This is a genomic window from Acetobacter ghanensis (assembly GCF_001499675.1).
Lineage (GTDB): Bacteria > Pseudomonadota > Alphaproteobacteria > Acetobacterales > Acetobacteraceae > Acetobacter > Acetobacter ghanensis.
Window position 1 is genome coordinate 923,133 of the sequence record NZ_LN609302.1, and the last position, 14,925, is coordinate 938,057.

The window sequence follows — 14,925 nt, forward strand, 5'->3', positions numbered from 1 at the left end:
GGCATGACAACACAGGCCATTATGGTTGCGGCACCTCGGTCTGGTGGTGGCAAAACTACACTGACTCTGGCGCTGCTTGCTGCATTTGGCAGGCGTGGGTTGCGGGTTGGCGCGGTCAAGACCGGGCCAGATTATATAGACCCTGCTTTTCATGCCGCCATTACGGGGCGACCCGGTCTTAATCTGGATAGCTGGTGTATGCCCTCCAACCTGCTGCACAGGGTTATGCAGGCTGCCTGCCAGGATGTGGATATTCTGGTCGTGGAATCGGCTATGGGGTTGTTTGATGGTCTTTCCCTGTCGGACGGGCAGCGGGGCGCACCATCCGATATTGCTGCATTTTTTGGAATTCCGGTCCTACTGGTGCTGGATATGTCGGGGCAGGGGCAGTCTGTTGGCCCGGTTGCCAAAGGGTTTGCGCAGTGGTCACCGCATGTGCAGGTCAATGGTGTTGTGCTGAACCGTGTGGCCTCGGCCCGGCATGAGCGCCTTGGGCGGGAAGCGGTCATGGCTGCCGACCTGCCCGTTTATGGTGCGCTGATGCGGCAGGGCGGGCAAACTCTGCCAGAGCGGCATCTTGGGCTGGTGCAGGCGCGGGAGCATGGAGACCTGCCCGGCTGGCTGGCCGATCTGGCGGATAAGGCCGAGCGGGAGCTGGATCTGGACGGTATTCTGGCGGCTGCCCGCCCAATTCGTACCCAGCCTGTGGAATATGGTGCAGCAGGCTTGTTGCCGCCACCGGGGCAACGGATAGCTGTAGCAGACGATGCGGCTTTTTCATTCCTGTATGGGCATCTAGCGTTGTTCTGGCGGCAGGCTGGGGCTGAGCTGGTTCCTTTTTCGCCCCTAGCAGATGAGCGACCGGACCCATCCTGCACCGCCTGTTGGTTACCCGGTGGTTACCCGGAGCTCCACGCAGAACAGCTTGCTGCGGCAGAGACTTTTCGCACAGGGTTGGCGCAGTTTGCCCAGACCCGGCCTGTGCATGGCGAATGTGGGGGCTTTATGGTGCTTGGGCAGGTATTGGAAGATGCACAGGGCGCGCACCATCGTATGGCTGGCCTGCTTGGCCACTCCACGTCTTTTGCCCGTCGGAAGTTGAATTTGGGTTACCGGGAAGCCACTCTTGTAAAAGACGGTGTTCTGGGCGCGCGCGGTGCACATTTGCGTGGGCACGAATTCCATTATGCAACGGTGGTGGATGGCGGGGCGGATGCGCCACTGGCCAGTCTGCGTTCTGGAATAGGCGAGGAACTGGGGTTTTGTGGTGGGCAGCGCGGGTTTGTGTCTGGCTCGTTCTTTCATGTGCTGGCGACTGTACCGGAGTAGGCGAATTTCCCCATACCTAGCTCCTGAATAAGGGGGTGGTGGTGTGTCCGCCTTGCAGGCAATGTGGCTGTAGGAAGTAAACGCTGGTTTGTTTTGCCTGTTTGACAGGATGGAACAACGGACAAAAATAAAGAGGAGACAGGCCGTGCAGTCTTTTCCGGTGTTGTTGGTAAGGCATGCTCCCGTGTTGTTGCCTGATGGCATCTGTTACGGCAGGCAGGACGTGGCTTTGCGTCCGGGGTGGGAAAAGATCGTGTCCGGGCTTTCCGTTCTGGCCAAAGGGACAGTCTGCCGCGTGCTCTACAGCTCTCCGGCGCGGCGGTGCCGGGAAATGGCCCAACGGCTTGCACAGGCCACAGGCATGGAACTGCGCGTGGATCAGCGCCTTTCGGAGCTGGATTTTGGTCAATGGGAAGGTCTGCGCTGGCAGGATATAGAACGCCAGCATCTGGATGAATGGGCAAAAGACCCATCTGGCTTTGCTCCACCGGAGGGGGAGAGCGGGCTGGCGCTTTGCCATCGTATAACCGACTTCTGGCACGATATGTATCACAAGGGGGAGGCCGCCTGTGTGCTGTCCCACGGGGGGCCATTGCGTATTCTGAGCGCGCTGGCGGCCGGGGAGAAGCCAGAACTGTTGGCACCGTCCATTCCGCAGGGTTTTGCACGGCTGTTTATGGTCGAGCAAACCACCTAACCCGTTCTGCGCCATGCCCTGGCGTGGGGTGATACTGCGTTTACCAGATACACACAGACAACAAGATACAGCGAGACCATGACCAACAGCCAGCACAGTACCACAGAGCACGATGCAGAACGCCATAAGGAAAAAATGCGCAAACGCAAGGCTGTGCAGGATCAGGAAGTGGCGAGTAAAACGGCGGAAAAAGGGTTGCTTCTGGTTAACACCGGCCCCGGCAAGGGCAAGTCCACAGCCGCATTTGGGCTGGCATTGCGGATGCTGGGGTATGACCGGCGGGTTGTGGTGGTACAGTTTATCAAAGGGGCATGGCATACCGGGGAGCGGCGTGCGCTCGAACGCTTTGGTGATCTGGTGGAGTGGCACTCAATGGGTGAGGGCTTTACGTGGGAAACTCAGGACCGTGCGCGGGACGTGGCGGCCTGCGAGCGGGCATGGGCGGTGGCACGGCAGGCGCTGGCAAGGCCGGATGTCAGCCTTGTGGTGCTGGATGAGCTAAATGTAGCCCTGCGCTACGAATATCTGGATATGGAGCAGGTTCTGGCAGACATTGCCGCCCGGCCGGATGGGCAGCATGTGGTTGTTACGGGGCGCAATGCCCGCCAGCCCATGCTGGATGCAGCGGATCTGGTTACGGAAATGACGTTGGTCAAACATCACTTCAAGGCTGGGGTCAAAGCGCAGGAAGGTGTGGAGTTTTGACGGCCCGTGTTCTTATGGTGCAGGGCACGGGGTCCAGTGTTGGCAAGTCAACTCTGGTTGCCGGGCTGGCGCGTGCCTTAACGCGGCGCGGTTTACGGGTTTTGCCTTTTAAGCCTCAGAATATGTCCAACAATGCCGCCGTTACACTGGATGGTGGGGAAATTGGACGTGCGCAGGCCCTACAGGCGCGGGCCTGTAGGGTTTTGCCAATGGCGAACATGAACCCGGTTTTGCTTAAACCACAGGGTGAAACAGGTGCCCAGCTTGTGGTGTGTGGCCAAAGAGTGGATACGATAGAAGCCAGAAACTACCAGAGCCGCAAAGCACACCTTATGCCACGGGTGTTGGAGAGTTTTAAAAAACTGGCATCTCAGGCTGACCTTGTTCTGGTGGAAGGTGCCGGCTCCGCTTCGGAAGTCAATTTACGTAAGCATGATATTGCCAATATGGGTTTTGCGCAGGCAGTGCAGGCACCGGTTGTGCTGGTGGGGGATATTGACCGGGGTGGCGTTATTGCCAGCCTTGTTGGCACACAGGTTGTACTGCAACCGCAAGATGCTGACCGCATAAAGGGGTTTATTGTAAACCGGATGCGCGGTGACCCCAGCCTGTTTGCGGATGGTATGCGGTTTGTAGCCGAACGCACGGGGTGGCAGGCTTTGGGGCTGGTGCCGCATCTGCCGGATGTGCGTGACCTTCCGGCAGAAGATGCGGCTGACCTTATGGCCTCATTGCGTGCAAAGCGGAGGCTGGATGAACAGCAGGGACCAATGCCGCGTTTGCGCATTGTGGTACCCATTCTGCCCATGATTGCGAATTTTGATGATCTGGACCCGCTGTGTGCGGAGCCGGGGGTAGACGTTATTCCTGCTGTGGAGGGGGAAGCGTTGCCCAAAGCGGATGTTATTCTACTTCCCGGTTCCAAAGCAACATTGGCCGACCTCGCCTGTCTGCGTGCGCGGGGTTGGGCTGAACAGATTGTAGAACATGCAAAAAATGGTGGTTCTGTTATAGGCATTTGCGGAGGATACCAGATGATGGGCCTGTCTGTTGCAGATCCGCAAGGCACGGAAGGTCCAGCCTGCACTGCGCAGGGGCTTGGGCTTCTAGCCCTTCATACTGTGTTGGGGAATGACAAAAAACTGGAATACGGAACAGGTTTTTTGGAACCGGGTGGGCAGGATGTTTCCGGGTATGAAATGCATTTAGGGCAGACCAACGGGCCGCCGGGGCTTAAACCACTTTTACGGCTGAATGGGCAAGCAGAAGGTGCCGTGTCGGATAATGGGCGGGTTTGGGGCACGTATCTGCATGGTATTTTTACGCACCGGGCAGCACGGCTCGCCTTGCTGGAGAGGGGCTATGGCGCAGCCTTTGCACCCGGAGGGATGTGGGCGCAGGCCGGGGACCATTTGCCAGAGAACCATGATGCCGCTGTAGAAGCCGCGTTGGACCATTTGGCGGACCACCTGGAGCAGCATATGGATGTGGACGCGTTGTTGGCCTTGGCCTGCGTCCCTCACTATGCTGCATAAAAGGTCAGGTTAGCGGGCTATCCACTGACGGCGCGCAGGGTTGCGTTGCTCCCACCCCCGGCGCTCCAGTTCGGGGGAGCTGGCGGGTTCCTGCGGGTAACCAACGCATAGATATGCTAAAAACTGCCAGTCAGGGTTAACGCCCAAAACCCTGTTGGCTTCCTTGGGGTCCAGAATGGAAACCCAGCCAACGCCAATTCCCAGTGCTGTGGCGGCCAGCCAGAATGTATGAATGGCCATAACAGCAGACCATGTAGTGGTCTGGGGCATGGTGCCCCGGCCCAGCCCTCGCCCCTGTGCTGGGTTGGTTTCGCAGAACACGGCAATATGGTGGGGCGCATCGTCCAGCCCCGCCAGTTTGAGCGAGGCATAACGCTGTGCGTCATCCCCACCACGGCCTGCCAGTTCGCGGGCGTTACTGTGGGCAAAGTTTTCGCGGATGGCATGGCGGCGGGTTGGGCTATCAACCTTTACAAAACGCCATGGCTCGCTCAGTCCGACGGAAGGTGCCAGACAGGCTGTTTCCAGCAGGTGTTGCAGAATGTGGTCGGGCAGTGGGTCCGTCCGAAAATGGCGTACATCCCTCCGCCACGTAAAAAGCTGTTCAAGTTCTGCCCGGAAGGTGGGGGAAAAGGAGGGTGCGTTCATCCTGCTATCATGCCGCCAAGTGCAACGCACAGCAAGCCGGCAATAAGCAGACCACAGGCGCGCCGGTAAAGGCGTAGCCCCCGGTCCAGATCCGTTACCGTAGCGCCAGATGTGCCGCTGCCAATCCACGGGTCTTTTGTTAGCTTGCCACCATAGGAGCGGGGGCCAGCCAGCAGAGTGTTCAGGGCAGCGGCCATTGCGGCTTCCGGCCAACCTGCGTTGGGGGAGCGGTGGCGCGGGGCGTCCCGCGTTATGGTCCGCCAGATGTGAGGCCACTGTTGGCGTGGGGACGCCAGCATGAGGCATAATGCCGCCAGCCGGGAGGCGGGCAGGTTTATCAGATCATCCAGCTTGGCAGACGCCATGCCAAATGCGCCATAACGCTGGTTAAGGTGCCCGATCATGCTATCCGCTGTATTAACGGATTTGTAAAAAACGGCCCCCGGCAAACCAAAGAGCGCCGTCCAGAACAGCGGGGCTACAATGCCATCGGAAAAATTTTCGGCCAGACTTTCAAGTGCAGCCCGCACAATACCCGCTTCGTCCAGTGTGGTGGTGTCTCGCCCTACAATCATGCTGACGGCTTTTCTGCCCCCCGTCAGGCCATTGTGGCGCAGGGCCGTCGCTACAGCGCGAACGTGCTGCCAAAGAGAGCGTTGCGCTACCAGCGTGCTGGCAAGTGCCGCCTGAACAAGCAGCATGACAGGGGCCGGTAAAAGAGTATAACCCACCCCAAGCAGGAGGGATGTCAGGGTTACAGGTATGGCAATAATCAGCGCCAGCGTCACAAAGCCCAGCAACCGGCGTGTTCGTTCAGGTGTGTCTGCTCTGTTCAGCGCGCGTTCCAGCCTGTCTATCAGCGTGCCAACCCACATAACGGGGTGGCCAATTACGTTCAGCAGTGGCGCAGGGTAGCCCCACAGGGCTTCCATGCCGGCGGCAAGCGCTGCAACAGGCAGGGTGATGGAAAGGGGAAAAAAGAGCATGGGAGGCGGGTATGAACACTAACCAGATACAAAAGGTTAAGGACGCTACCATGCTCAGCCGGATGCAGCCTAACGGTTTGTCCGCGTCCCACCAGAGTGCTTCGGTTTTGCCATTGCCCCCGCATGGGGGGCAGGTGCAGGCCATTATGCAATATTTTGTGGGCGCACCAGAACCTTTTGTGGACCTGTCTACTGGCGTTAGTCCTTTTGCTTACCCGTTGGTCTGGCCTCCCTTGGACGCATTGCACCGTCTGCCCGAACAGGAGGAGGAACACGCGCTGCAACAAATTGCCGCCAGTGCGTATGGTGTTCAATCAGCGGAAATGGTGGTGACAGGGGCCGGGAGCCAGAGTCTGATTGCCCTGCTGCCCCGGTTGCTGGATGTGCAAAGGGCCTGTGTGCTGGGACCAACCTATTCTGGGCATCAGCAGGCGTGGGAGCAGAATGGTGTGCCCTGCATGTTGGCCGATCATCTGGGGCAGGTGCAACATGCTGCACAGCAGGCAGGAACGGTCTGCGTGATCTGTAACCCCAATAACCCAGATGGGCGGGAGTTGGACGCACAAACTCTTATCCGTGTGGCTGACCAGTGTGCGCAGGTCGGAGGTTGGCTTGTGGTGGATGAGGCATTTGGAGATTTTGGTCATAACAGCGTGGCGTCCATGCTGCCGCATCCGGGGCTTGTTGTGTTGCGCTCTTTTGGAAAAACCTACGGCTTGCCCGGTGTGCGTCTGGGGTTTTTGTTAGCTGCACCGGAACTGGCACAACGGGCGCGCGCTTTGCTGGGGGCGTGGCCGGTAGGGGCGTTGGCACTGGCGGCGGGTCGGCAGGCATTGGCAGATACACAGTGGTTGCAGCAGGCGGCGCAGCAGGCGCGCATAGCGCATGACCGGCTGACGGCTAGCCTGCATAAAGCGGGCCTGACGTGCCGGGGACATTCATCCCTGTTTACATTGGTGGATACGGCGGACGCCTATGCCCTGTGGGAGCATTTTTGCTGCCACGGCATTGTAACCCGCCGCTTTGCGGAACGGCCACGGTGCCTGCGTCTTGGCCTGCCCGCTAATGCACTGGCATGGACGCGGCTGGAGCGAGCGCTGGAAGCATGGCAGGCGAATTTTATAGCGCTTTGACCGGATATTGTTGGCCTGTCATATTTTCATCAAACACTTTGGCGCGCTTTCCTCTTCCCTTTTTTACGGCTTGCTTCATAGAAGGGAACAGGCAGAAAAGGATAACGCCATGCAAGACCAAGATGAAGTGATCGTAGGCTATCTCATCCAGCGTGAAGATGCGGATGGTGAAGTGTCGTTCTGGGAACCACGGAACGAATGGCAGGAAGACCCTAACGAAGGCAAGCTCTACGAAAAAGTAGAAGAAGCCGAAGCTGATGCCAAAGCGCTTCAGGAAGGTGATGACGCAACCATTACCGTAGAACTGGTTTTCGAAGCAGACGACGAAGACTGGGATGAAGAAGAAGACGAAGAAGAAGCCCCCAAGGCCTGACTTCGCAAACTGCGTGCCGCTTTATTGATTAGGGCGGCACGCAGCATATTTTGCCAGATTACGGGCAGAGCAGTGCTGCGTACAGGCAGAGCAACAGGCATTCAGCCACTACGGCGCAGCAGCCTAGTACATCCCCCGTATAGCCCCCCAGCAGACGTTTGGCGCACATTGCGACCAGAAGAGCTGTGGCGCAGCTTACCACTGCTGGCAGCAGGACGGACAAAAGGGGGAGCTGGCAGGCCAAACCCACGCTACGCCCGCCCCATGGAAGCCCCAAGGTTACGCCAGACGCCATAAGAACAGCGGCGAGGAACGACCATACCGGTAGCGCGGACAGGGCACGGGCCAGACCATCCGGCCGGGCGGGTGGAATAAGGATGGGTACAAGCACCATGGCCATTCTGGCAAGGCAGGCTGTTGTGGCGCAAACCAGAATGCATACCTGCAAAGGCAATGCCGCCAGAGCGGACACCCGAACAAGCAGGCCAAGGCCGAGCGCCATAACCCCATAACTGCCAACACGGCTATCACGCATGATGGCCAACCTGCGGTCTGGTGTTGCGCCTCCACAGCCATCTGCCATGTCTGCCAGACCATCTTCATGCAAGCCTCCGGTCAGGATTGTCTGGCAGGTCAAGGCCAGTGCGGCGGCGGCAAGGGCGGGTACATGGGCCATGCGTAACAGAGCCAGAACGCAGCCTGTTACAGCACCTATTAGCATAGCGATAACGGGCCAGCACCAGACTGATCTGGCCAACGGCCACGGTGTGGTGCTGGTTCTACTGGCGGCAGGGGCTAGCCAGCCAGCGGGCAGGCGGGTCAGCAGGCTCAGGCCGCAGGCAAGATCCAGCCGCCGTTGGTTTACCCAGCTTCCCGGTGGTATCGGCGTCATATCTGTTCGGAAACAGCAGCTTGGGCAAATGTGGCCATGCCCGTGTGGCACGCAACAGCTGCGCGCAAAATGGGAATGGCCAGTGCCGCGCCAGAGGCTTCCCCAAGGCGGAGGCCAAGCCCGCTTAAAATTGGTTTCATGCGCAGGTGTTGGGCCAGTCTGGCTGTATGGCCTGTTTCCGTTGGGTAATGGGAGAGAGCCGTGTGGTCCAAGGCACTGGCGTTCAGGTGTGCCAGAGGGGCAACAGCCGCCGTACAGACAAAACCATCTAGAATGACAGGAATATGCCTGTGCCGTGCGGCAAGGGTAGCCCCCAGTGTGGCAGCCAGCTCGTAGCCACCGAGCCGTCTGGCAACTTCAAGCGGATCGTCCAGATGCGTCCTGTGGTGAGCAAGTGCGGTGTCTATGATCGTGGCTTTATGCTTGGTTCCATCCATGTCCAGCCCTGTGCCCTGGCCTGCCCAGTCTGCACCATGCTGGCGGGTTAGGGCTGCACACAAGGCGGAGGCAGCCGTTGTGTTGCCAATGCCCATTTCGCCCAAACAAAGCAGGTCGCATGTGTGTGGGACCGCGTTAAAACCAGCCTGTACAGCCTCCATGAACGCCTGTTCCGTCATGGCAGGAGCCTGTGTAAAATCGTTGGTGGGGGTCAGGTTATGGAGCGGTACCACGGCCAGTTGCGCCTGTGCCACCCGGGCGATCTGATTGATGGCGGCCCCACCGTGTTCAAAATTCTGCACCATCTGCGCCGTGACCTCCACAGGCCATGGAGAAACATGGTGCGCCATAACACCGTGATTCCCAGCAAAAATCAGCACATGCACATGGTCCAGTCTGGGCATGGCGCGATGTTGCCACCCACCCAGCCAGCGTGTCATTTCCTCCAGTTGGCCTAGGCTGCCCGGAGGTTTGGTCAATTCGGCTTCCCTCTGTGCGATGGTATGCTGGACCTGTGTATTGGCTGGCGGAAGGTCCATACACAAAGCCCGCAAGGCAGGCAGGGATGACGGAGGACCGGGCTGGGGCCGGGAGGAGAAGGAAGGCATGGCTACAATTCTGTGCTGTTATGGAGGTTCACGCAAATGGAAACAGGGTCGGATTAGCGCATGACCAGCATAAGTCTCAACCTTCAGCCCGGAGGTGCGCAAGGCAGCCTACTTGTGCTGGGGGGTGCCAGGTCGGGCAAAAGCCGTTTTGCCGAGGGGGCCATAACAGCATTGCCTGCACCGTGGATCTATCTGGCCACAGGACGTGCGTTTGATGATGAAATGCGTGCGCGTATTGCCCAGCATCAGCAGGACCGAGGCAAGGTGGGCTGGCAGACGGTGGAGGAACCTTTTGATGTGGCAAAAGTGCTCCAGCAGTATTCCAGTGCCCCCGTACTACTGGACTGCCTGACTCTGTGGCTGACCAACCTGTTACTGGATGAACAGGATGTTGCGGCTGCAACACAGGCTCTTCTTTCCAGCTTGCAAACCCGTAAGGCCCCTACCGTGTTGGTGGGGAATGAAGTGGGGCTGGGCATTGTGCCCGAAAGCCAACTTGGGCGGCGCTTTAGGGATGAGGCAGGGCTGTTGCACCAGCGCCTTGCAGCCTGTGTGGGCAAGGTTGTGTTTGTTGCAGCAGGGCTACCGTTAGTGCTCAAGAATGAAGACGCCGCCCGGTAAAAGCTTTGTGTTCCGGTAGTGGGCGGCATTGCGGAACGGTTGTTGTCCCCTTGCGTATGGACCGTGGGACGTTCGCCATTGTGTTGGCGGGCAAGGGCCGGGAAGGCTGCAAAATACTGCTGGCCTCTTGCGTTGAAGGGCGGAAGATGGTGAGTGACGGATGCTTATGCGGGCATAACTGGGTTACCAATAGACCCGTTCATTTTGGCTGAGAGATGCATATGTCAGAAACACCAATCAACACCCAGCTTCTGATCGCAGGACAATGGCAGGATGCGGCCGATGGGCGCACGCTCCCCATTCTGGACCCTTCCAATGGTGAACTTATTGGCAAGGTTGCCCATGCCTCCGTTGCTGATCTGGATAAAACGGTCGCTGGAGCCGCCGCAGGTTATGACGCATGGCGTAACCTGACCGCATGGGACCGTTATACAATCATGCGTCGGGCCGCGGAACTATTGCGTGAGCGCGCGGATGCCATTGGCCGGATTATGAGCCGTGAACAGGGCAAACCGCTGGCGCAGGCTGTTATTGAAATTAATGCAGCGGCTGGGGTTATTGAATATTTTGGGGAAGAAGGCCGCCGCCTGAATGATGAGCTGGTGCCTGCCCGTGCGCCGTTTGTTGAGCAGCGTGTGCTGCACCGCCCAATTGGTGTTGTGGCGGCTTTTACGCCGTGGAACTTCCCCATTAACCAGATTGCCCGCAAGCTGGGTGCCGCTCTGGGTGCTGGGTGTGGTGTTATTGTCAAAGCGCCGGAAGATACGCCAGCCTCCCCGGCAGAACTTATCCGGTGTTTTTGTGATGCCGGTATTCCGGCTGGCGCTGTTTCTCTGGTTTATGGAACTCCAGCAGAAATTTCCGAATATCTGATTGCCCACCCCGTTGTGCGCAAAATTTCCTTTACTGGTTCAACCCCCGTGGGCAAGCATCTGGCCGCACTGGCGGGTGCGCAGATGAAGCCGGTTACCATGGAACTGGGGGGGCATGGCCCGGTTATTGTGTGCCGGGATGCGGATCTGGACCAGGCGGCCGAACGCGTTGCCGCGGCCAAGTTCCGCAATGCGGGACAAGTCTGTATCGCTCCAACGCGCTTCTTGCTGCATAAGGACATTGCCTCGGCCTTTATTGAAAAGTTCAAGGCCCAGATGAGCGCGCTTAAAATCGGCTGCGGTCTGGACGAGGGTGTGACCATGGGGCCGCTTATTAACGAGCGGCGCGTCAAAGCCCTGACCGAGCTGGTGGAGGACGCCCGCGCCAAAGGTGCAGAACTGTGGCAGCCGGATACGGCACTCCCCAACAAGGGCTTCTTCTTCCCGCCCACGCTTGTACTCAAGCCCACGCTGGATATGCGTGTCATGCAGGAAGAACCATTTGGCCCGATTGCCATTATGGATGAGTTTTCCGAACTGGCGGATGCGGTCAAGGAAGCCAACCGCCTGCCTTACGGCTTGGCGGCATATGTTTACACGCGTTGTGAGCGTACCGAGCGCCTGCTGGGTGAAAAGCTTGAAGCCGGTATGGTGGCCATTAACCACCATGGTATTGGCACGCCGGAAGTGCCGTTTGGCGGGATCAAGGATTCTGGTTATGGCACGGAGGGTGGCCCGGCTGCTTTGCGCGCGCATACCATTATCAAGCTGGTTTCCAGCCTGCATGAACGGCCTAATTTCTAAGCTTTTTGCTGTGTGATGTGGTTATGAAAAATGCCGTGCGCGGATGAGGCGCACGGCATTTTTGTATGGTGAAGACCTGCCGAAAGATCAGAAGGTGGCAGAAAGACTGACGTTGAACGAACGCCCCATGCCCGGCATTGGCATGCGTGTGCCATCGTGCTTCAGGTCGTATGTCAGAATGCCGCCAAGAGGCATGTAGTAAGCTTGGTTCAGCACGTTATCGATCCCCGCTGTCAGGGTCATCATCTTCCAGCTGTAACTGCCGTTCAGGTTTAGCAGCGCATAGCCGGGAGTGCGGGGTTCGTTACGCAGCGAGTCCACTGTGTCCTTGGCTTTGACAAAGTTCATTTCTGCCCGACCTGTCCACGGCCCTATGGTTTCGTTCAGGCCCAGTGTGCCGTTCAGGGGCATCTGCTGGTACAGGCCGGTATGGGTAACCTTGTCCTGCCCACGCACCCAGTTGAGCACTCCGGTTATTTCCCCCTTTCCGTAACGGCTTGTATTCCACACCGTATAATGGCCGGAGGCGTTAATGCCGTACATCTGGGCGTTATGGTTCTCAAAGATATACTGATTACTGTTCGTGCTTAAATGCTTCACGAAATTGACGTTAATATAGTTGTGCACATAGGTGTAATAGGGCTGCACTTTTAGCCCCCACCTCTGGGCAGCGGTAGGGTCATGCCAGTCAAATGTCACGCTGGCGGTGTTCCCTATTTCGGATTTCAGGTTCGGGTTGCCAACATAGCCGTTGCCATCACCAAACCAGCCGATCATTTTGGAGGACATGGCGCCCTGTCCCCACGCATAGCGTTCGTACAGGTTGGGTGCGCGGGATTTGCGGGCGTAGCCAGCCTCTATGGTCAGGCTGTCTGTTGTTCTCCAGCGCGTCAGGGCTGTTACGTCAAAGTTGACGTCCGTGCGCCCGTGGTTGATCCGGTTGAAGTTATCCGCAGCCTTTATATCCGCAGCACTCATCATGCCGGTCCATGAATAGGGCGAAACATTGCCCGTGTTCATCATGACCAGATCATTGCGCAGGCCAAGCAGGGTGGAAACGCGGGGAGTCCACTGGGCTTCCCATTCTGCAAAGTGGCCCAACCGGTCCCGATGGCCGTTATTGATGTTGTTGAAGGTGTTTGGCCCCATCATTGTGCTCCCCGTAAGGGGCGGCCACCAGTCCCGTAGACCTTCATGGTCGAACGAGCTGCCAAGGCGTAGTGTGTGCTGGCGGGCCAGAGGAATTGTGGCTTTGATGGAATAGCCTGCTGAGCGCTGGTCATCATTCATGGGCATGCCTTTGGTGGCGCTGTGGCCCCCTTTGTCATCCAGCATGTTCATGGCGTGGGTTACGCGTTGCCAGTGGCCGCGCGCTTCCAGCGTGCCCCAGTTGAAGTCTCCCACATACTTGCCGTTGACGTAGGTGGAGCGGTTGTTGGTCATATCCATATACTGGTTGGCAAACCCCTCACGCGGGGCATCCTGCTGGCCAAAGGTTAGCACCAGAAGATGGTTTTTTTATGGATGCCAAAGGTCACGTCATGCGTGTAACGCAGGTATTCGGTCGAGCCGATTCGACCTATTCCGCCCCCGCCACTGTAGTCTTCTGACTGGTCGTAAGAGGCATTGTAACGCAGGCTGAACGTATCGTTGGCGACGGTCATGCTGCCGGCGGCAGAGTATCCGCCGCCATTGCTGCGGTAGGTGCCGCGTGCCCGGCCTGTAAACAGAATTTTGCCGTGGCGGGCAAAGCGTGGGTCCGCACGCTCTACGTCTATTGTGCCACCAAGACTGTCCCCCCCATTGCTGACGGATGTCAGGCCCGCCACGCTGGTGGCGGTCTCCACGCTGTCGGGGTCAATGTAGGAGAGGGCGGGATTCATGTGGTTGGGGCAGGCGGGGTTAACGCGTACGCCATCCACAACGGTTGCCACACGGTCGTCTGCCATGCCGTTTAAAACAGGCAGGTTGGCCAGCCGGCCACCGCCATAACTGCTGAAGCCTGGCTGGTTGCGGAAGAGTGATGCCGCATCCGGGCTGGAAAGGCGAGACATGCGGGCCGAACTTTTATCGACCTGTGATGCGTTTAAAAGACTGTCGGCCAGAGCGGCATCTTCCTGCGCGGTGGAAATATCGACACGCGGAAGGGTTACAACAGTTGCGGCACGGCTGGGTGTAGCGCACGGGAGCGCACACACCGCCGCAAGCCACAGCCAGTTGCGCTGGCTGCGGGCATAGAACGGATAAGACATAAACAGAAAAACCCTGTTTCAAAGCATACTGAGAGGGTCTCTGGCCGACAGGATACGCGCGCAAAAGCACGGGGCTGTGGGCCAGAGAGCGAAGTTTCAGAAAGCCTGAAGCAGGGAGGATGGTGGTCCGCGTGAAGGAGGAAGTCCCAGAACGCAGGTAGGGGGTGCGCGCGGAGCAGAGGCAGCGCTGCCACGGCGGATCCAGTGCAGAACGGGGGCTGGCAGAAGCAGGAAGATTGCCGGGAGTGTTGCAAAAAATGCCAGCAATGGGCAAAGCGGGCAGCTTGCCTCATCATGATGGTGGGTTGGATGCGCTGGCTGATGCTTTTGTGCGCTGGCCATGCAGTGCAGGTGGTGCATGGCACTGTGCATGGTGGTGCAGTGCGACGGTTGGGCCGCCTGCGCCATGCGGGGTGCAATATCTATGCCCGTGATGCGCATAAGCGTTGCACGGGGTAGTTCATCCGGCAGGGAGAGTGACTGAAGTGCCATCAGCCCCAGCAGGCCCGTCAACGTCACCATGACCAGCGGCCATAGAAGCAGCGCGCGAATAATGGGGTTGCGACGGGACATAGGGTGGATCAGAAACTTTTCAACTGTCAGACACAAACAGGCACTTTGCCAAACTGGCGCCCTGTTTGCGCTTTTATGGCCCGGCCTGTCAAATCAAACAGGGCTATGCCATAGTTTAAGTCGGAGGCCCACTGTGAGCAGATGGCATACAGATAGACAGGAACAGGCAACTGGCGGGCGGGCGCACCTTCCGTCTGTGTCTGTGGGGCAACTGGCTGCTGCCGGGCGGGAGGGGCTTGCCTCAAGCCTTTCCCGGCAGAGCGGTGCTGTCTGGCTACTGGCTTTTGCATTGGCCATTCTTGCGCACGTGCTTATGACAGTGTGGTTGATGATGACGGTCTCCCCCCAGACGGGGACACAACAGCCTGCGGCCGTATCCATGTTGTTTGAAGCCCCTAGGGCACCTTTGTCAGCGGCCAGTCAGGCAGAGGCGGATAAAACGGCTTCTCAACAGCAAAC

At 58.3% G+C, this 14,925-nt stretch carries 13 protein-coding genes and 1 pseudogene; 8 read left to right on the forward strand and 6 right to left on the reverse strand.

Annotation, left to right across the window (positions count from 1 at the left end; translation table 11 throughout):
• The first annotated feature begins 3 nt into the window (after positions 1–3).
• The 4 genes from AGA_RS04515 (at position 4) to AGA_RS04530 (ending at position 4,266) form a co-directional block, all read left to right on the forward strand.
• Positions 4–1,329, forward strand: a complete 1,326-nt coding sequence (locus tag AGA_RS04515; protein WP_059023216.1) for a cobyrinate a,c-diamide synthase — start codon at positions 4–6, stop codon at positions 1,327–1,329.
• Positions 1,330–1,474: 145 nt separating this feature from the next.
• Entirely contained in the window at positions 1,475–2,026 is a 552-nt protein-coding gene (locus AGA_RS04520) for a histidine phosphatase family protein (protein ID WP_083503542.1), read from the forward strand.
• A 78-nt stretch (positions 2,027–2,104) separates the two neighbouring features.
• A complete protein-coding gene (gene cobO, locus AGA_RS04525; RefSeq protein WP_059023217.1) occupies positions 2,105–2,731 on the forward strand; it encodes a cob(I)yrinic acid a,c-diamide adenosyltransferase in 627 nt (208 codons plus the stop codon).
• Positions 2,732–2,745: 14 nt separating this feature from the next.
• Positions 2,746–4,266, forward strand: a complete 1,521-nt coding sequence (locus tag AGA_RS04530; RefSeq protein ID WP_059024645.1) for a cobyric acid synthase — start codon at positions 2,746–2,748, stop codon at positions 4,264–4,266.
• Between the two features lie 9 nt (positions 4,267–4,275).
• Here the strand turns inward: AGA_RS04530 and bluB are convergent, their stop codons facing one another.
• Positions 4,276–4,914, reverse strand: a complete 639-nt coding sequence (gene bluB / locus AGA_RS04535; protein ID WP_059023218.1) for a 5,6-dimethylbenzimidazole synthase — start codon at positions 4,912–4,914, stop codon at positions 4,276–4,278.
• Positions 4,911–5,900, reverse strand: a complete 990-nt coding sequence (gene cbiB, locus AGA_RS04540; protein ID WP_059023219.1) for an adenosylcobinamide-phosphate synthase CbiB — start codon at positions 5,898–5,900, stop codon at positions 4,911–4,913. Before cbiB ends, bluB begins: the two co-directional genes overlap by 4 nt.
• Positions 5,901–5,911: 11 nt before the next feature.
• On the opposite strand from cbiB, the gene cobD reads away from it, so the two are divergent.
• Both cobD and AGA_RS04550 read left to right on the forward strand, forming a co-directional pair.
• Positions 5,912–7,033, forward strand: a complete 1,122-nt coding sequence (gene cobD, locus AGA_RS04545; RefSeq protein WP_231946012.1) for a threonine-phosphate decarboxylase CobD — start codon at positions 5,912–5,914, stop codon at positions 7,031–7,033.
• Between the two features lie 109 nt (positions 7,034–7,142).
• Positions 7,143–7,406, forward strand: a complete 264-nt coding sequence (locus AGA_RS04550) for a hypothetical protein (RefSeq protein ID WP_083503664.1) — start codon at positions 7,143–7,145, stop codon at positions 7,404–7,406.
• A 58-nt stretch (positions 7,407–7,464) separates the two neighbouring features.
• Here the strand turns inward: AGA_RS04550 and AGA_RS04555 are convergent, their stop codons facing one another.
• The gene (locus AGA_RS04555; protein ID WP_059023221.1) at positions 7,465–8,298 is read right to left on the reverse strand and encodes an adenosylcobinamide-GDP ribazoletransferase; all 834 of its coding nucleotides are present in this window, start codon (positions 8,296–8,298) and stop codon (positions 7,465–7,467) included.
• Complete coding sequence (gene cobT / locus AGA_RS04560) at positions 8,295–9,344, reverse strand: nicotinate-nucleotide--dimethylbenzimidazole phosphoribosyltransferase (protein WP_059023222.1); 1,050 nt, start codon at positions 9,342–9,344, stop codon at positions 8,295–8,297. Before cobT ends, AGA_RS04555 begins: the two co-directional genes overlap by 4 nt.
• 60 nt (positions 9,345–9,404) lie before the next feature.
• On the opposite strand from cobT, the gene cobU reads away from it, so the two are divergent.
• Both cobU and AGA_RS04570 read left to right on the forward strand, forming a co-directional pair.
• Positions 9,405–9,965, forward strand: coding sequence for a bifunctional adenosylcobinamide kinase/adenosylcobinamide-phosphate guanylyltransferase (cobU, locus tag AGA_RS04565; RefSeq protein ID WP_059023223.1), 561 nt, complete (start codon positions 9,405–9,407; stop codon positions 9,963–9,965).
• Between the two features lie 221 nt (positions 9,966–10,186).
• On the forward strand, positions 10,187–11,641 hold the full coding sequence (locus tag AGA_RS04570; protein WP_083503665.1) for an NAD-dependent succinate-semialdehyde dehydrogenase: 1,455 nt from the start codon (positions 10,187–10,189) through the stop codon (positions 11,639–11,641).
• Positions 11,642–11,728: 87 nt separating this feature from the next.
• On the opposite strand, the pseudogene AGA_RS04575 reads toward AGA_RS04570, so the two are convergent.
• A pseudogene (locus AGA_RS04575) lies at positions 11,729–13,893 on the reverse strand (TonB-dependent receptor).
• A gap of 96 nt (positions 13,894–13,989) precedes the next feature.
• Positions 13,990–14,466, reverse strand: a complete 477-nt coding sequence (locus tag AGA_RS04580; protein ID WP_083503666.1) for a DUF2946 domain-containing protein — start codon at positions 14,464–14,466, stop codon at positions 13,990–13,992.
• Positions 14,467–14,925: the final 459 nt, after the last annotated feature.